This is a genomic window from Haloarcula montana (genome assembly GCF_035666295.1).
GTDB classification, from domain to species: Archaea; Halobacteriota; Halobacteria; order Halobacteriales; family Haloarculaceae; genus Haloarcula; species Haloarcula montana.
Window position 1 is genome coordinate 1,271,184 of record NZ_CP142027.1, and the last position, 17,852, is coordinate 1,289,035.

Genomic DNA, 17,852 nt, shown 5'->3' on the forward strand with positions numbered 1-17,852 from the left:
CATCATATCACTGATTTCTAATCAGTATTGATAGACTGTGAGGGGAACCAACGATAGACCGTCAAATCATTCCTTTGACGAGTGAGTTAATCTGGTTTTTTGTTTGTTACTCGGTCAAACTCCGACTTTCTGCCGAGCGCCACAGCGACACAGACCCGAGGCTCACCGTCCGGAGGTGCTCCCAGAGCGCCGAACCGCCGGGTCAGCGAGTCCCGACCCAGTATGCGCCTCCCAGCGAGACCCCCCAAACGAGATGCCCGAACAGTGACATCAGCGAAAGCGACGGCAGTGACGCCGTGAACCCCAGTAATCCGAGCCACAGCGGCATCACCACGCCGGCAGCAAACAGCCACAGGACCAGTGCCCAGGCGACGCCGACACCGACGTACCGGAACGGGTCGTCTTCGACGGGGAGGGCGACGACCAGTGCGCCGTAGACGAGTCCGAAGACGATACTGTGGAACTCGTGGGTGATCCAGCCGACCCAGATGTCGGTGACGCCGTACAGCGCACCGATCACCGGGACCGATCCCGCCAGTAACTGGAGCGGTACTCCCATCACGACACCTGCCAACAGCGATGCGCCGACGGCGATGGCGAGCCGTCGGGGCGGGATGCCGTAGACGGTCTCCTCGACGAGATCGGGGTGTTCGTCGGCCTCGCTCACCCGCGGGAGTCGGACTTCGATCGTCGTCCCGTCCTCGGAGACGGTCGCATCAGTCGTCCCGCCGTAGCTATCGGCGAGCAGTCGGACGAGGTCGAGACCGAAGCCGGTCGAACGGTCGTCGTACTGCCCGATCACGCCACGGTCGAGGAGGTCCCGCTGACGCTCGGGGAGTCCAGGGCCGTTGTCGGCGACCGTGAGAATGACCGTCTCCGTTGTGGCCGACAGCGATACCGAGACACGTGGGGTCGCCGCGTCGCTGTAGACGACGGCGTTCTCGATCAGGTGGGCGACGAGGTCCGTCAAGAGCGTGTTCGCGGCCACCGTCACGTCCGACGCGATATCGAGCGACCGGTCGTAGGCGGCGTCAGGGTAGTCCGAACCCACACGTTCGAGGGCGCGTTCGACGGCAGGTGCCACTGCGACCGGTTCCAGCGCCGACTCCGCCCGCCCGTGCCAGGTGATGTGTTTCACGTTCTCGACGGTCGTCTGGACGGCGTCCGAACGGTCCCTGATGACGCCGAAGGTCTGGTCAGCAGGAATATCCTCACGGTTCTTCGCGACTTCCGAGCGGCCCCTGATGACCGTCAGCGCGTTCAGCACCCGGTCACGGAGGATACGGTTGACCATGTCGAGGCGGGCGGCCTGTTGCTGGAGGTCCCGCTGCTGTCTGTTGGCTCGCCCGGCGTAGACGCCAGTGAGCGCGCCGCCGACGCCCCCGCCGATGAGGAAGTTCGAGAGGTACGTCCGTGACTGGACGGATGCCATCGCAGCCATCCCGTCGTTGCCCACGAGGGTCAAAACGACGAGGACGAACATCGAGGCCGTCCCCGCGAGACACCACAGCGTGACCGTACGGACGAACGGGGGTTCGAACTCACCGACGGTCAGGGCGATGCCAAACGCCGACAGCCCGAGTCCAAGGAGCAGCGGTGCGATACCGGCCAGCACGAACTGCATCGGATCGTCCGCGGCGGCTAACGTGACGGTGAACCTGGTCAGCAAGAATCCGAGCACTGCGACGACGAGCCCGGCCGGCGAGAGTCGGCGCGTCACGTCTGGATACATGAAATGTCACGGGCCTGCACCCGCGGCGTGAACAGTAGTTGGTACGGACGCTGAAAACAGTTATCCGGGTTCGGGCACCACACACGACCGTTCAGAACTCGGGTCCGGGCGCCGGGACGCCGCCGTCGTCCTCACCACCACCCGCCAGGTCGAACTCCTCGCGGAGTTCGCGAATCCGGTCCCGGATGTCGGCGGCCAGTTCGAACTCCAGGTTGTTGGCGGCTTCCTCCATTCGCTCTTCGAGGCGGTCGACCTGCCGGGCGGCCGCGTCGGCGTCGTCAGGGCCGTCCCCCGCAACGTCGCTGGTGTCGGTCTCGCTGCCCGGAAGGTTCGTCTCGCCGATCTCCTTCTCGATGGTCGTCGGTTCGAAGCCGTGGTCCGCGTTGTACTGCTGTTGGATCTCCCGGCGGCGCTGGGTCTCCTCGATCGCCGAGGCCATCGCCGAACTGGTTTCGTCGGCGTACAACACCACCTCGCCGTTGACGTTGCGGGCCGCCCGGCCCATCGTCTGGACGAGCGTCGTCTCCGAACGCAAGAAGCCCTCCTGGTCGGCGTCGAGGATCGCGACGAGACTCACTTCGGGGATGTCCAGTCCCTCCCGGAGGAGGTTGATACCCACGAGCACGTCGATCTCACCGAGTCGCAGCGAGCGGATGAGTTCGTGGCGTTCGAGCGTGTCCGTCTCGTCGTGCATGTAGGCCACGTCGACACCTGCTTCCTCCAGATACTCGGTGAGGTCCTCGGCCATTCGCTTCGTCAGCGTCGTCACCAGCACGCGCTCGTCGCGGTCGACCCGCTCGTCGATCCGGTCCAGGAGGTCCTCGACTTGTCCAGTGGCGTCGGAGATCTCGACCGAAGGATCGACGAGATGGGTCGGCCGGACGATCTGCTCGACGATCTGTGCGCTCTCCTGGCGTTCGTAGTCGCCCGGCGTCGCCGAGACGTACAGCGTCCGGTCGGTCTTCTCTTCGAACTCCTCGAAGGTCAGCGGTCGGTTGTCGAAGGCGGTCGGGAGCCGGAAGCCGTTCTCGACGAGGCTCTCCTTGCGGCTCTTGTCGCCCTCGAACTGGCCGCGGATCTGTGGCAACGTCTGGTGGGACTCGTCGACGACCGTCAGGAACTCGTCGGGGAAGTAATCCAGCAGCGTGTAGGGCGCTTCCCCGCTCTCGCGGTCCGAGAGGTGGACCGAGTAGTTCTCGATGCCCGAACAGTAGCCCGTCTCCTCCATCATCTCGATGTCGAAGGTAGTCCGCTCCTCGATGCGCTGGGCGGCGACGTGGTCGCCCTGGCGCTCGAAGTAGCTGATGCGTTCCGCCAGCAGCTCCTCGATCTCCTCGATCGCCCGTTCGAGCCGTTGCTCGGGGATCGAGTAGTGTTCGGCCGGGTGGATCAAAGCCGCGGGTTCCTCGCTTTTGACCTCGCCCTCCAGGGGATCGACTTTCAGCATCCGGTCGATCTCGTCACCCCAGAACTCCACGCGGATGGCGTAGCGGCCGTACATCGGATATATTTCGAGGGTGTCCCCCCGAACGCGGAAGGTCCCTTGCGTGAAGTCGACGTCGTTGCGCTCGTAGTTCAGATCGACAAGCCGCGCCAACACCTCGTCGCGGTCGATCCCCTGACCGACCTCCAGCGAGAGAGACATGTCGACGTAGTTGCGCGGATCACCAAGCCCGTAGATCGCCGAGACCGAGGCGACGACGATCACGTCGTCCCTGGTCAGCAGCGACCGGGTCGCGGAGTGGCGCAGGCGGTCGATCTCGTCGTTGATCGAGGCGTCCTTGTCGATGAACGTGTCCGTCTGTTCGACGTAGGCCTCCGGTTGGTAGTAGTCGTAGTAGGAGACGAAATACTCGACGGCGTTGTCCGGGAAGAGGGTGCGAAACTCCTCGTACAACTGCGCTGCCAGCGTCTTGTTGTGTGCGATGACCAGCGTCGGCTGCTGGATCTCCTCGACGACCCAGGAGACGGTGTTGGTCTTGCCCGACCCAGTGACCCCCAGGAGCGTCTGTTCGTCCATCCCCTGGCGAAACCCCGCTGCCAGTTGCTCGATGGCCTCGGGCTGGTCGCCGGCGGGGTCGAAGGGGGCGTCGACCCGGAACTCGCGGTCTACGTCCGGCCGGTCTCTCGAAAGCGGGCCTCCGGCGTCGCTCATTGTCGGACAGTAGGCGTCCAACGACTTGAGCGGCGCGGTCGCGCCAGTGAATCATCCACAGCTGACCGTCGAACGACAGGGCTTTCGAACCGTCGGTTACGGGGATGTCTCGGCAGTGGCCTCACCGACCTCGAACTTCGCCAGCAGCGACTGGAGTTCCTGTGCCCGGTCGCTGAGTGTCTCGACGTTCTCGCTGACTTCCGAGACGGTCTCGGCCTGCTCGACGACGGCCGTCGACGCGCGGTCCGCCTCCTCGGCGGTTGTCTGGCTGATCTCCGCGACGGTATCGACCGTCGAGACGGCCTGTTCGGTGCTGTTGGCCTGTTCGTCGGCCGCATCGCTGATCTCCCTGATTCCGCGGTCGGTCGACTCCGCGTTCTCGGCGACACGGGTGAACGTCTCGACGGCCTCCTCGACGACCTCGACGGCGTCCTGCATGTACGCTTTCGCCTCGCGGGCCTCGTCGACGGTCGTCTCCGTCTGGGCCTGGGTCTCCTCGATGAGCTGTTCGATCTCCTGGGCCGACTGGCGGGTCTCCTCGGCCAACTGCTTGACCTCGTCGGCGACGACGGCGAACCCGTCGCCGCCCTCACCGGTGCCCGCACGGGCCGCCTCGATGTTGGCGTTCAGCGCCAGCATGTTCGTCTGCTCGGCGATATCACCGATCAGTTCGACGATCTCGCCGATCTCGGCCATTCGCTCGTCCAGCCGTTCGACGTTGTCGACGGTCGAATCGATCGCGTGCTGGCTCTCCCGAGCGTTCTCGATGGCCTGTTTGGCGGTCCGTTCACCGGCTTCGGCGATCTCGGCAGTCTCCTGTGAGGCCTCGGTGACCGACGCGGCGGAGGCGGCGACCTCCTCGACGGTCGCCGAGAGGTCACTCATCTCGTTGGAGACATCCGAGAGCATCTCGCGCTGTTCGGTCGCACCCTCCGAGATCTCCTCGATCGACCCGCGCACCGCCTGGCTCGCCGCCGTGACCGAACCGGTCCGCCTCTCGGCCTCCGCGCTGGCGGTCGTGACCTCGGCGGCGAACCGCTGGATCTCTTTCATCGTCGCTTCGGTCTCGCTCAGCATCACGTTGAACGACTCGGCGATCTGAACCATCGCCTCGTTCTCGCTCTCGCTGTCGAGCCTGACCGTGAGGTCGCCGTCGGCGGCCTTCGCCATCGCGGCACTGTAGGCGTCCGCTTTCCGCTCGAGGTGTTCGTTGATCCGTTCGACCTCCTCCCGGCGTTGCTCTGCTTCCTGTGTTGCCTGCTCGGCTTCGGTCCGGGCCCGCTCGATCTCGGCGTTCTTGGCTTCGAGGTCCTCAACCTCAGCGGTCTTTTCACGGGCGGTTTCGAGGCGGTTCCGTGCCTCCTCCCGGGAGCGTTCGGTCGAGTACCAGTTCGTCATCAGCGCGCCAGCCAGCGCGAGGACGAAGACGGCGTGGATGACTGCCCACGCCCACGGGTTGTTGATCGCGGCGGCGTGGTTGTACACCCGGCTCGGGTCGATCATGCCGAAGTAGCCGTGCTGGATAGCGACGTAGACGATCCCCAGCACGAACGGGAGCCAATCCTCGTAGACCGCCACGACGGCCATCACCACGAAGAAATGGAAGTGCGCCTCGATGTACCCGCCCGAGAAGTGGACGAGAATCGCCGATGAGGTCACCAGCCCCATCGTCGCCAGCCCCGTCCGGGTCCGGCGTCCGAGCCTCGACCACCGTGCGAGCGCGGCCAGCGTCAGGATAGCGCCGAGTTCCACGAAGACGTTCGTCAGCGGGATCGCCGGGAGTGTGGCCCCGGTAACGACCGATTCGGTCCCCTCGAAGGTCCCCAACAGGAACAGGACGGGGACGTGTGCGACCAACAGGCGGAGGACGTTCCGGTGTCGCCCCCGCCACGTCTCGTCGGGTATCGTGTCCCCACTCGGCGTGTACTTCACGAAGTCCCGCAACGTTCGCTCCCACCGTTTGACCGGGAGAAGGCCCGCCCCGACCGATCCCGTGGCATCAGACATAGCGATAGACAGCCCTCGATGAACAAAAACAATGTGGCCAGCTATCACACGTGAGAAACTGGTCGGTGCTCAACAGACCGGCTTCGGGTTGACACCTAACTCCTCGAGAGTCTCGAAATACTCCTCGTAGGCCGCTTCGACGACATCGGCCGCGGCCGTTTGGGCGGCTCCCCAGTCGTCCTCGTTCTCACAGAGCGTCTCCAGCAGGTCGCCTGCCTCGGTCCGCAGTGCCGCGACATCCTTCCCGGCGCTCCGGTACGTACTGGCGGTCTGTGGGTCGGCCTGCCCGGTGAAGAAGCCGGTGAGCTGTTCTTTGACCTTCTGGTCGACGAGTGTCCAGCCCAGCAAGCCACCGAGTCGTTCGACGGTCCCGTCGAGTCCGGCCAGCACGGCGTCGACGGCGAACGACCGGTCGGCGGGCGCAACGTCGATGTCGGCGAGCCGGTCGGCGGCGTCGCTAGCGGCGTCGGCGAACAGCGCCGCGGCATCGTCGTCACCGTCGGCGCTCCAGGCGTCGAACGTCTCGTGGGCTGCCTGCTCGCGTGCGGCCGCGGCGGCGGTGACGGTTTCGGGTTCCATCTCGCCGCGAGTGTCGGCGTACAGCATCTTCGAGGAGCCAAGTCGCGAAAGCTCCGTCTGCTTGTCGTCACGGACTGCGTCGATGAGGTCCTCAGCGTTCATACAGGTAGCTGGACGCGGCGACGGTTTGTACCCATCGACCGACAGTGATCGTGCGTGTTCACCCGGGCTCCCCGTGCCACTGTCCTCGGCGCTGTTCGGGATCACGGGTCGTAAGCGGGGCCGACAGTTCGTCACGGGTGATTCCAAGCGCCTGTGCGAGCTGTCTGGCCACGTGCCAACTGATCGCGTCGGTGTCGATCCCCTGGGTCTCGATCTCGACCCGTCTGTACGTCTCTAGGGCACTGTCGTCGTCAGGGTCCTCGCCGCGGACCAACGAGCACGACCCCGGGGAGTCCCGACACTGGGAGTTCTCGACGGGCGTGACGACGACATCCGCCGCGTCGGGGTCCTCGACGGTGCGGACAGCGAGGTTCGACGGAACCGCCCCGTCGGCTCCCGAGCGGAAGTACGCGACCGCGTAGGCCACCTCCTCCCGGTAGACAGCGCGCTCCTCGGCCGGCAGTGATCCGTTCCGGACTGCGACGGTGATCCTCGCCTCCTCCCAGGGGTATGCGCGCTCGCTGGCGTTGGGCCGGTCACGCGTCGAGAGATCGCGTTCGTGATACATCACCGACTGGGGCTCGTCGTCGTGGCGCAACCCGAGCAGGTGCCCGAACTCGTGTTTCGCCACCAGGATCGTCGATTCGTTGGATAACCCGCGTTGAACCTCGATCTCCGCGGGTCGTTCGAGTCCCGTCGACGCGTTGGGCCGCGGGGAACACCCCGCCGAGAGGTCGTCGTCCCCGCAGCCGGTCACCGATTCGGTGTACGTGACGACGACATCCGGGTCCCGCTGGCTGCCATCGCCCGCGAGCACCCGGAACGTGACGTTGAAATCGATGTACTGCCCGGCGTTCTCGTTCCAGTACCGGATGGCGCTGGAGGTCAGCCCCCGCTCCCGTGGCGTCCCGTCGACAGCGACAGTGACCGTCTCCTCGGCGAGTGGATGCTTCCCGTCACCGACCAGCCCCAACTGCCGGAGATCGCCCGCACCACTGCAGCCCGCCAGCACCACCACGAGTGCCAGGACGGCACCCGCGACCGCTCTGTTCATGAGTCCACTACTTCGGCTGTTCGTATTTGTCGGTTATGAAAGACGGCTGAGGGGAGTAAGCCCCCTTCTGTTCGGGCCGGCATTCGGCTCAGCGGCCACGTCCAGCGCGTTCGCGCAGTGTCCAGCTACCTGTCGACGCGGCCTTGCACCGGTGAGGATTCGCCGTTCCATCGGTCCGTCGCCGGCGTTGGGCGCCGTCAGGCGGCCAACGTTGGCCCTCGGTGGGTTAGCTCTCCCTCGCTTCCAGTGTGTGGGCGAGGCCCCACACTGTCGCTCGGGATTCGCACACCTCATCGGTCCGGCGACGACGTGTCGTTGCTGTTCCAGTGCCGACGGTCTCCCGCCCCGGGCTTGTGCCCGGTCACCTGCTGGACGGGTGGGGGGACTTTCCTCATGCCTCGCGGCACGGGGGCCGGCCTCCCTCTGCCAGACGGTACTAACCGATAGCCGGCAATAACGCTTACCAACCACCTTTTTCATCGTCGGGTTCGAGTCGCGCCTTCGGCGCGCTCGAACCACTCCTCGAAAAACGTGGGCGAAAAAGGCGCGAATCGCTCCGCGATTCGCGTGAACCGGCTCGCTCCGCTCGCCGGATGCTTGTGGTGGCCCTACCCTTCCCCAGGTCGTGGCACGGCGACCACTCCCGGCCAACCGCACCGCCAGCGAGCGTGTCGCGACGGCAGAACCCAGCGTGTCGCTGACCGGGGTCACGAACGGGGAAAACGAGACACCGTCGAAAACCGACTGCCGAGCAGCGGGCTCTCAGTCGTCAGACGGCAGCGGCTCACCCTCGCCGTTGGTCGGCGCGGGCGAGGCATCCATCGAGTCGTCCTCTGCGTAGGGGTACCACGTCATCTTCGTGTTGTGCATGTACGGGTCGTGGTAGTCCGTCTCCTCTGGTTCGACCAGTTCGGCGAGAGTGTCCTCGTCGCGGTCCGCGACGAATTCACGGAACGTCTCGCCGCCTTCGCGCAGGTCCGTGAAGTTGTTCACGAGGTTCCTGATCGCACCGGGCACCTCGTCGGCGGGGACGCGCATCTCCACCCAGTCGGCAAAGCGCGGGTCCTCGCCGAGGCCGCCGCCCAGACCGATGTCCAGGGCTTCGACCGGTTCGCCGTCCTTGCGGGTCTTCATCCCACGCAGGGAGACATCTGCGATCTGGGGCTGGGCACAGGAGGCCGTACAGCCCGAGAGGTGGATGTGGAAGTCCTCGTGGTCCGCGGGCAGTTCGACGTTGTCCTTGAGCCAGCGTGCGTAGCGGACCTGGCGGTTCTTCGTCTCGACGATCGACAGCGAGCAGTACTCGGTGCCGGTACAGGCGATCGAACCGCGCATGAACGGCGAGGGGTTCGGCGAGTAGTCCTCCAGCAGGGACTCGCTTTCGAGGTCGTCGAGGTTCTCCTCGGGGACATCCATGATGATGACGTTCTGGCGCTGGGTCAGGCGGACCTCACCGGAGCCGTACTCCTCGGCGATCTCGGCCAGTTCCAGCGTGTCCTCGGCACCCATTCGTCCGACCAGGACGTTCAGGCCGACGTAGTAGTTGCCGTCGTCCTGCTCGTGGACGCCGACGTGGTCGTCGTGGCCCTCGTTGCCGCCGGAATTGTAGGTGTACTGATCCCGCATGTCCTCGCCGGCGGTCTCCAGTTCGAAGTCGACGAACTCGTCCTGGAGCACCTGGCGCATCTTCTGGGGACCCCACTCGTCCATGAGGAACTTGATGCGGGCGTTGAAACGGTCCTCGCGGTCGCCGTACTCGCGGAACAGCGCGGACATGCCATGGGCGAGGTCGGCGGCCTGCTCCGGTGGCACCCAAACGTCGATATCGCGCGCGAGGCGGGCCTCCTTCCGGGAGAGGCCGCCGCCGACACGGATGTTGAAGCCGAGTTCGCCGTTCTTCTCGGCGGGCTCGAAGGCGAGATCGTTGATGTCGCCCTGCCCACACCCCTCGTCACAACCGGTCACGGAGACCTTCCACTTGCGCGGGAGGTTGGCGTAGTCGTCGTTGCCCTTGAACGTCTCGTGGAGGTCCTCGGCGACGGGCCAGGCGTCGATGTGCTCGTGTTTGTCCTTGCCGGCAACCGGACAGCCGACGATGTTCCGCCAGGAGTCACCACAGGCCTGCTGGGTCGAGAGCCCGACCGATTCGAGTTTCTCGAAGATATCCGGGATGTCCTCTAGTTTGATCCAGTGCAGTTGGATCGACTGGCGGGTCGTCCAGTCACAGACGGCCGACCCGAACTCGGGGTTGTCGGCGGGGCCGGTCGCGTAGTCGCGGGCGATCTCGCCGATGACTTCCAGTTGCCCGGGTTCGATGACGCCGTTCGGTGTCCCGATGCGCATCATGAAATACGACTCCTGGCCGGAGCGTTGGTGGTACAGTCCCCACCATTTGAAGCGCTCGAACCAGGCGTCGTGTTCGTCTTCCGGGATGGATTCCCATCCCTCTTCCGCGAACTCCAGGAGATGTTCGCGGATCTCGGTACCGTAGACTTCGTCCTTCCAGTTCTCTACCTTGCTCGGCATGGCTGGTTGTGTAACTCCACTAGCGCTCCAGACTTATACACAGCGTCTTCTCGTCAACCGTCTCCCCCACTCGGTGAAATAAGAAAATACTGCCTATTCCTGCGGACGGGCAAGACGGGTGCGTTTCTCCGGGATATGGACGCTCTCGTGGACGACACCGGAGAAATCACCGGTCTCGGGGTCTATGACGCGGCCGACGACGAGCCAGTCCGTGACACCGCTTTCGCCACATGCGATACACTGGCCAGCGATTCGAGCCTCGATATTCGGGTGATCGACCCCGACTTTCACGAACCCCTCTGCGAGGAAATCAGTCGTCTCACAGTCACAGAAGTCGCTTCGCGCCAGCAGCCACAGGTCCGAGACGTTCACTTCCCGAGAGTCGTTCACGGAAATCCAGGCCCCGTCGTCAAGCTGGTGAACGTCGGTCGTCATTACATCTCATTAGATCGCGCTCGTACCTGAGGGCATCGGCGCTCGCAAGTTTCGCCGGGGCCGGGCTGATCCGCTTTCCGTCTACGGGTGAGTGGGGATCAATCACACGCCTCTCGCGGGGAGCCGAACTGTCGGAGGAACCAGAAATTTATGCCTATACACCGCAGCCAGGGAAGGGATTACAGGGGAGAGCGGGTTTAAGAGTGTGGGTGTCTTATCGAAGGATAGCGACACGGGTAGATGACCAAACCGGTCCTCACCCGCTCACAACGATGACGAAGGTAAATCAAACGACCGACGAGGCAGACGCCGAAAGCGAACTCGAAGAACCGACGACCGATCACCTCGACAACGTCGAGGACGGATGCGGCTGTACCGAAATCTGGGAACACATGAGCGAACAGCGGGAAGCAGCAGCCGGCGACGACTAACCGGCCTACGAGATACTTTTGTGGCCCCGGGCCGAACTGGAAGACGATGCCAGAGCGGCCCGACCAACCATCGACCGACCGGGAATCCCCCGTCGGGAAGCCGGTCATCCGTGGCGACCCGCAGTTCACCGGTCAGCACGCCCACGAGGCTGTTGAGTTCGATCCGGACGACCCCGAGAGTCTCGAACTCGCGGCCGATGTCGTCGGGCAGTTCGCACAGAACACCGCCGGTGCCGCCGACAACGTCTACATCCTCCGTGGCGCCGCCGCCTGTGCGGCGCTGGTCCGTGGTGAAGGATCGTACAAAGCGGCTGCCGAGCGGGCTGGCAACGGCGCGACCGTCTCGTTTATCCGGAAGTGGTCGCGGGTCCACGACCTCCCACGGTCGGTCCGTGTCCAGGTCGCGAAAGGGAAGATCGCGCCGACTGCCGCCAAACACATCGCGCGGGTCTCCGGAAAAGCCCGCCTCCTCCTGGCCTGGGCCGCACTCGACCACGATCTGACCGTCCGCCAGATCCGGACGATCGCAAGCACCGTCAACGAAGGCGCGTCGGTCGCCGACGCACTCGCTGCCGAGGGCTACACGCTCGGGGAGCTAACGCTGGAAATCGACATCGACGCCTACTGTAAACTCCGCCGACAGGCCGCTATCGATGCGACCGAACCCGGGGAACTCGTCAACGAGGCGATCGAGGCGTTTCTCGACGACGGACCGTAAGCCCTTAGCCGACTCTCCCCTCACGTTCGTGCGAGGGCCGGTAGCTCAGTTAGGCAGAGCGTCTGGCTTTTAACCAGATGGTCGGGGGTTCAACTCCCTCCCGGCCCGTTTTCCTGCGAACGGCAGTGAGCAGTGAAGACGCCACCGAGGAGTTGAACCCTGGAAGACACGCGCAGCGAAGCGAGCATGTCATCCTCCGGTTCAACTCCCTCCCAGCCCGTTTCTGTGCCGACCCGACGAGCGGGGGCGAGACGAGACCGGATCATTTAGGACCCACACTGTCCAGTACCAGAACATGAACACGCTACGGAACACCTTCGACAGCCCGCTAGAGCCACTGGGCGCCGCGGTGGGCGCCTTTCTCGTTCTCGCCGCACTGGGAACCCTGATCGGTGCCCCGTGGGCGACGGCACAGACGATGTTGGTCGCGATCATCCAGATCGTCGGCGCACTCCTGATGGGCGGTATCGGTGCCGGTATCCTCTACGTGAGCTTCGTCGTCGACGGATAGTGACGTGATCCGGGCGGTCCCGAATCAATACTAGTCGAGCGGAACTGCTGGTTCAGCCCCGGACTGGGAGATACGCCATCCCGAGAACCAACACAGCACCGATCCCCGAGAGGATCGAGATTCCCCAGAGACCGTTCTTGCGCTCGTGGAAGTAGTCCTGTCGCGCGAGGTCCTCCTCGTAGGCACCGTACTGATCGATCGGGACCAACTGGACCGTACTCTGGTCCGGGAAGTGAGCGAAGTACCGGCCGTCGTCAAGCGTGACGTTCCCGCCCTCGGAGAGTTCCGCGGAGCGGTCTCGCGGAGCGATCCATTCTAGGGTCGCCGTCCCCGAGTCGACCGTCGCGATGGTCGTCTGTTGGGACCCACTATCGGTCGTGTAGGGGTAGTTTTCGCCGGTCTGGAACTCGACGGTGTCGGGTTCAGGGAGCCACTCCGCGAGCGGACGGAGCGTGCTGTTGTTCCGGTAGACGACGTAGTCGGTCCCGTTTCGGGTTGCCAGCGTGTCCTCGACAGCATCGTCCTCGCTGAGGAGCCGAGTGACGTTGAGCTGCTCGCGTAGCGTGACCGTCCCGGATTCGCCGTCTGTCAGGATCAGATACGAGTCGTTCTGATAGGTGGTCGTCGACCCGTTCTCTAACGTCGCAGTGTACTGACTGGACTCGTTCGTCCAGGCGAGGTCGGCGGCCATCGATCCGCCATCACTCCCTTGTTGGATATTCGAGACGGTGTAGGTCGTCTCGCCGGCCGTGAACGTACTGTCGTTTGTCAATTCAGCCTCTGCATCGAGAGTCACCTCCGGCCGCTGGCTCTCCGCGACGCCAATGTACGCGTACGCCGCGACACTGACGACGAGGAAGAACACGAAGTATGCCGCCGCGGCTCGTCGTTGCATGTTCGGACGGTCGGATTGCGTGCCGTTTAACGATTACTTTTCTGTTGCCTGTCGGCGGCCCAATCACCCTCTCAGAACGGTGTCACCCCAGCCCGTCGACGGTAATCTCATCTGTGAGCGAGCCAACGGCCCGACTCGTCCAGACAGCACGCCTTCGCGCGCGGACGGAACCAATTGTTATTTGCGACTCCTGCGCAAAAAGAGAGCAAATGACTACCGAGGACGATCTACCGGAAATCCCAGTCATCTGTGAGGAATGCGATACCCGAACACGCATCGCGTTCGAGGAGGTCGAAGAGTCGGTCCGGAGCCACAACGAACAATTTCATGACGGTGAGTCGGTCGCACAGGTCGATCCCGAGGTCCTCGACCACCTCGTCGACCGCCTCGCGGACGACCTCGGTCTCCTGGACTGAACGTCACCGGACCATCGATAACGAATCCTGACTGGGGGATTTATCCGAACTGCGGGCGAACTAGTTGTCAATGCCAGAAGAAGTACTGTTCAAATCCGAACAGACGCAATCCCGGTCGGAGATCGCTACGCTCCTCCGCCGTGTCGCAGACAACCTCGATTCCGGGGAAAGTATCACTCTTCGGGCGGGCGCCGAAGAGGTGACGATGGACCCGCCAGCGAACCCCACCTTCGAGGTCAAGGCCGAACGCGAGGGACCGGCCGGCCAGCCAGGCGAGTTGAGTGTCGAGTTCGAGCTGGAGTGGGACGAAGATGCCAGTAGCGATGACGGTGGATCGTTAGAGATCGAGTAGCGTTCCGGCGGCGATATGCTCGGAACGAATGTCCCGGATGGATGGAAACCGACCGGGACGACCAGCCCGAAAGCAGTGTTCGAAGGGGTCTCGTCCCGTTATCCGAACCCCGTTTGACACTGCAAGGCCAGCGGGACGAGCGTGAGTCCGACGCCGATATTTCGATGATTACGATAGTTGCTCGTGTTTCCGAACCACTGGAGGGGTGTGGCGACAGAGATCGTCTACCGCGAGACGGGTCAGCCAACGACCACGATCTCGATGCTACCCGTGACGGACGGCCGCGGACTACCAAACTGGCGGAGTTGGCACTTGCCACGCTGGCTGCTTTATGTTCCGGACACAGATCCCAGATAGAGTAATCGCTTGAATGTTTGTCCGCTAAAAGAGCCAAGGGCCGGATTTGAACCGGCGATGGGCGGCTCTGCAGGCCGCTGCGTTAGGCCAGACTCTGCCACCTTGGCGCAGTTGTCAGTACTGGAGTCCGCCGCTTAAGCGTAGCGGATTCGTTCAACGGCATCATCCTGGATTATCTGTGGTGGTCCGTACTCTTTGTCAGAAGGAGCGTTGCCACTCCACGAAAAACGACAAAAAACCCACCGTCGAGAGCGATGACTCTCTTCGGTGGGTCATGAATAGGTATGAATGGTGGCGGCGAACCGCGTTTCCCAGAGGCTCGCGCACTCCAGTACTCCCCGGAACGCTGGTGAGCTTATCTTCCGTGTTCGGGATGGGTACGGGAGGCAACCTCACCGCTATGGCCGCCTAACGCCGACTCGTGGAGTCGAACCACGATGGAATACCACTGTCGGTTGGGGTCGATCTTGTGTGTCCGTGCGATCCAGATTGCGCCTGGACTCGTTCAGTCTACCAACGATTGGTGACTTTCGAGTCACAGTGCGTATGATTATGGCTTCGAGTGATTAGTGCTCGCGGGCTCAACGTCTCGTTACCTCGACGCGTACACCCCGAGTCTATCTACCCCGTCTTCTACGGGGACTCTCTGCGGTGTCTCTTTTCCAGGTGGGTTTCGAGCTTAGATGCGTTCAGCTCTTACCCCGTGTGGCGTGGCTGCCCGGCGGTGCTCTCTCGAACAACCGGTACACCAGTGGCCACCAATCGTAGTTCCTCTCGTACTATACGATCGTTCCTGTCAGACACCATAACACACCCAGTAGATAGCAGCCGACCTGTCTCACGACGGTCTAAACCCAGCTCACGACCTCCTTTAATAGGCGAACAACCTCACCCTTGCCCGCTTCTGCACGGGCAGGATGGAGGGAACCGACATCGAGGTAGCAAGCCACTCGGTCGATATGTGCTCTTGCGAGTGACGACTCTGTTATCCCTAGGGTAGCTTTTCTGTCATCAATTGCCCGCATCAAGCAGGCTAATTGGTTCGCTAGACCACGCTTTCGCGTCAGCGTTCCTCGTTAGGAAGAACACTGTCAAATCATCTTTTGCTCTTGCACTCTTCGCCGGGTCTCTGTCCCGGCTGAGATGATCTTAGGGCGCGCTCGATATCTTTTCGAGCGCGTACCGCCCCAGTCAAACTGCCCGGCTACCGGTGTCCTCCTCCCGGAGTGAGGGTCGCAGTCACCGACGGGTAGTATTTCACTGTTGACTCGGTGGCTTGCTAGCGCAAGTACCTGTGTAGTGTCTCCTACCTATGCTGCACATCGGCGACCACGTCCCAGCGACAGCCTGCAGTAAAGCTCCATAGGGTCTTCGCTTCCCCCTGGGTGTCTCCAGACTCCGCACTGGAATGTACAGTTCACCGGGCCCAACGTTGGGACAGTGAAGCTCTGGTTAATCCATTCATGCAAGCCGCTACTGATGCGGCAAGGTACTACGCTACCTTAAGAGGGTCATAGTTACCCCCGCCGTTGACGGGTCCTTCGTCCTCTTGTACGAGGTGTTCAGATACCCGCACTGGGCAGGATTCAGTGACTGTACGAGTCCTTGCGGATTTGCAGTCACCTGTGTTGTTACTAGACAGTCCGAGCTTCCGAGTCACTGCGACCTGCTCGTTTCCCGAGCAGGTATCCCTTATCGCGAACTTACGGGACTAACTTGCCGAATTCCCTAACGTCGGTTGATCCCGACAGGCCTTGGCTTTCGCCGCCATGGACACCTGTGTCGGTTCTCGGTACGGACACCACACTCCCTTTTCACGGGCCCCAGGTTGAACCACATTTCTCTATCCCGCCGTTCGTCCGCTTCTTGCCATTACGGCTTCCACGGAGTTTGACGGTTCGACTGGGCGAAAGCCCAGCGTGGTCGACCCCAGGGCGTCGGTTTCACTGTGTGGTGGCACGGGAATATTAACCCGTTTCCCATGTTGTCATCGTCGAATTACGGGATGACTTAGGACCGGCTAACCCTCAGCTGATCAGCAGTGCTGAGGAACCCTTATCCATTAGGCCGTCGGGGTTCACACCCGACTATCGCTGCTACTATGGCCAGGATTTTCGTCACTCATCGGTCCACAGGAGTTCTCACCCCCGCTTCCATCCAATGAGAGCGCCAATCTACTCGATTGCCTTGTGAAAGGCACGGACAGGTCTCGGTGGTGGATTTGAGTCCCGATCATTTTGGGCGCCTCAAACCTCGGCCGGTAAGCTGTTACGCTTTTCTTAGAGGGTAGCTGCTTCTAAGCTCACCTCCCGGCTGTCTAGGGCTCGAGACCACCTTCAGAGGATTACACTTAATCCACACTTGGGGACCTTAACCTATCTCTGGGTTGTTCCCCTCCTGGTACACAGGCTTACCCCGCGCACCGGAATCCTCACGTCAACAGCGTCAGTGGGTTTGGAGTTTGACAGGCGCGTCCACTCCTCTCGGAGTGGAGCACGCCAATCGGTCGCTCTACCCCACCGACTACCTCGGTGAAGGTCATGCTTCGACATGTTTCGATTGGAACCAGCTGTTGCCGGACTCGATGGGCCTTTCACCCCTACACATAGATCACGAGAGGGTATTGTAGGACACCAACTCTAACAGGCTTCCACGTGCCTTTCGGCACGCTTCACCTTGTCCATGCGTAGATCGTCCGGATTCGGGTCGTGTCCGTGTGGCTCCCCGCCCTTGAAGACGGCGGCCCTCGCGTAAGCTGCGGCCATGTCGGTTTCCCTGTGCCTCCCCGGATGCTCCGGTTAGACTCGCCATACAGACACACTCCCTGGCTCGTTTTTCAAAACGTACGATAGAACATCGGCTTCCGGTGAGTCTTACTGGAGACTCGCGTCTCGGTCATTCGTCATCGGACCTTGTATGCCCTATCGCTCGATCGCCAACTGGGTTCAAGCTCTATTTCACCTCCCTTCGGAGGATACTTTGCAGCGTTCGTTCACACTACTTGTCCGCTATCGGTCTTGAGGAGTGTTTAGCCTTCGCAGTCGATGCCTGCGAGATTCGCGAGGGATTTCCAACCCCCGCTACTCTGGAACCGACGCACATCGTAGTGATCTCACGTACGGGGTTGTCACCCTGTGTCACGCCCTGTTCCAAGGGACTTCTGTGAGATGGTCGGATGCTGCGTGTCGGCCCACACACCACATTGCCCGTGAGGGCTTCGGTTTGGGCTGTATCGCGTTCACTCGCGGTTACTGACGACATCACGTTGCGTTTTCTGTTCCTCCCGATACTGAGATGTTTCAGTTCTCGGGGTTCCTCATTGCGCGAAGCAATTGTTGAAGAGATTCTCATTCGGAGATCCTGAGTTCTTCGCCTCCGTGCGGCTCCCTCAGGCTTATCGCAGCTTGGCACGTCCTTCTTCAGCTCTCAAGCCGAGCTATCCATCAGCTGGCATAGTAGCCAACGTCGTTGTGACTCGTTAGTTAGAACTGAACGAGTCCAGTGGACGCCTGGATCGCACGTACACACGGTTTCATACTCGCCCCCAAGGTGGAGATGGTAGGCGAATCGACCCTTCCCAGC

General features: G+C 62.5%; 13 protein-coding genes, 2 tRNA genes, 2 rRNA genes and 1 other RNA gene. 6 read left to right on the plus strand and 12 right to left on the minus strand.

Annotation, left to right across the window (positions count from 1 at the left end):
- Positions 1–202: 202 nt before the first annotated feature.
- From VJ109_RS06515 to VJ109_RS06550, 8 genes are all read right to left on the minus strand, one after another.
- Entirely contained in the window at positions 203–1,732 is a 1,530-nt protein-coding gene (locus VJ109_RS06515) for an ATP-binding protein (RefSeq protein WP_324759959.1), read from the minus strand.
- Positions 1,733–1,823: 91 nt separating this feature from the next.
- The gene (gene uvrB, locus VJ109_RS06520; protein ID WP_324759960.1) at positions 1,824–3,887 is read right to left on the minus strand and encodes an excinuclease ABC subunit UvrB; all 2,064 of its coding nucleotides are present in this window, start codon (positions 3,885–3,887) and stop codon (positions 1,824–1,826) included.
- Positions 3,888–3,983: 96 nt separating this feature from the next.
- Positions 3,984–5,894, minus strand: coding sequence for a methyl-accepting chemotaxis protein (locus VJ109_RS06525; RefSeq protein ID WP_324759962.1), 1,911 nt, complete (start codon positions 5,892–5,894; stop codon positions 3,984–3,986).
- Positions 5,895–5,963: 69 nt separating this feature from the next.
- Complete coding sequence (locus VJ109_RS06530) at positions 5,964–6,575, minus strand: rubrerythrin family protein (RefSeq protein WP_324759964.1); 612 nt, start codon at positions 6,573–6,575, stop codon at positions 5,964–5,966.
- A gap of 58 nt (positions 6,576–6,633) precedes the next feature.
- Entirely contained in the window at positions 6,634–7,629 is a 996-nt protein-coding gene (locus VJ109_RS06535) for a matrixin family metalloprotease (RefSeq protein ID WP_324759965.1), read from the minus strand.
- A gap of 44 nt (positions 7,630–7,673) precedes the next feature.
- An RNA gene (gene rnpB, locus VJ109_RS06540) (RNase P RNA component) lies at positions 7,674–8,057 on the minus strand.
- A gap of 334 nt (positions 8,058–8,391) precedes the next feature.
- Positions 8,392–10,155, minus strand: coding sequence for a nitrite/sulfite reductase (locus tag VJ109_RS06545; protein WP_324759966.1), 1,764 nt, complete (start codon positions 10,153–10,155; stop codon positions 8,392–8,394).
- 93 nt (positions 10,156–10,248) lie between these two features.
- Positions 10,249–10,590, minus strand: coding sequence for a DUF8134 family protein (locus VJ109_RS06550; protein ID WP_276179190.1), 342 nt, complete (start codon positions 10,588–10,590; stop codon positions 10,249–10,251).
- Between the two features lie 272 nt (positions 10,591–10,862).
- Here VJ109_RS06550 and VJ109_RS06555 point away from each other — a divergent pair, with 272 nt between their 5' ends.
- From VJ109_RS06555 to VJ109_RS06570, 4 genes are all read left to right on the plus strand, one after another.
- Complete coding sequence (locus VJ109_RS06555) at positions 10,863–11,021, plus strand: DUF8595 family protein (RefSeq protein WP_324759968.1); 159 nt, start codon at positions 10,863–10,865, stop codon at positions 11,019–11,021.
- Positions 11,022–11,067: 46 nt separating this feature from the next.
- The gene (locus VJ109_RS06560; protein WP_324759969.1) at positions 11,068–11,739 is read left to right on the plus strand and encodes a DUF7119 family protein; all 672 of its coding nucleotides are present in this window, start codon (positions 11,068–11,070) and stop codon (positions 11,737–11,739) included.
- A 34-nt stretch (positions 11,740–11,773) separates the two neighbouring features.
- A tRNA-Lys gene (locus tag VJ109_RS06565) sits at positions 11,774–11,847 on the plus strand.
- Between the two features lie 187 nt (positions 11,848–12,034).
- Complete coding sequence (locus tag VJ109_RS06570; RefSeq protein WP_324759971.1) at positions 12,035–12,250, plus strand: DUF8123 family protein; 216 nt, start codon at positions 12,035–12,037, stop codon at positions 12,248–12,250.
- A 52-nt stretch (positions 12,251–12,302) separates the two neighbouring features.
- Here VJ109_RS06570 and VJ109_RS06575 read toward each other — a convergent pair whose 3' ends face one another.
- Positions 12,303–13,145, minus strand: coding sequence for a DUF8231 family protein (locus tag VJ109_RS06575; protein WP_324759972.1), 843 nt, complete (start codon positions 13,143–13,145; stop codon positions 12,303–12,305).
- Between the two features lie 209 nt (positions 13,146–13,354).
- Between VJ109_RS06575 and VJ109_RS06580 the strand changes: the two genes are divergently transcribed.
- Entirely contained in the window at positions 13,355–13,561 is a 207-nt protein-coding gene (locus tag VJ109_RS06580) for a DUF8149 family protein (RefSeq protein WP_324759973.1), read from the plus strand.
- Positions 13,562–13,631: 70 nt separating this feature from the next.
- On the plus strand, positions 13,632–13,913 hold the full coding sequence (locus VJ109_RS06585) for an amphi-Trp domain-containing protein (protein ID WP_276179178.1): 282 nt from the start codon (positions 13,632–13,634) through the stop codon (positions 13,911–13,913).
- Between the two features lie 388 nt (positions 13,914–14,301).
- On the opposite strand, the gene VJ109_RS06590 is transcribed toward VJ109_RS06585, so the two are convergent.
- The 3 genes from VJ109_RS06590 to VJ109_RS06600 form a co-directional block, all read right to left on the minus strand.
- A tRNA-Cys gene (locus VJ109_RS06590) sits at positions 14,302–14,377 on the minus strand.
- A 182-nt stretch (positions 14,378–14,559) separates the two neighbouring features.
- Positions 14,560–14,682, minus strand: a 5S ribosomal RNA gene (rrf, locus tag VJ109_RS06595).
- Between the two features lie 135 nt (positions 14,683–14,817).
- A 23S ribosomal RNA gene (locus VJ109_RS06600) occupies positions 14,818–17,738 on the minus strand.
- Between the last annotated feature and the right edge of the window lie 114 nt (positions 17,739–17,852).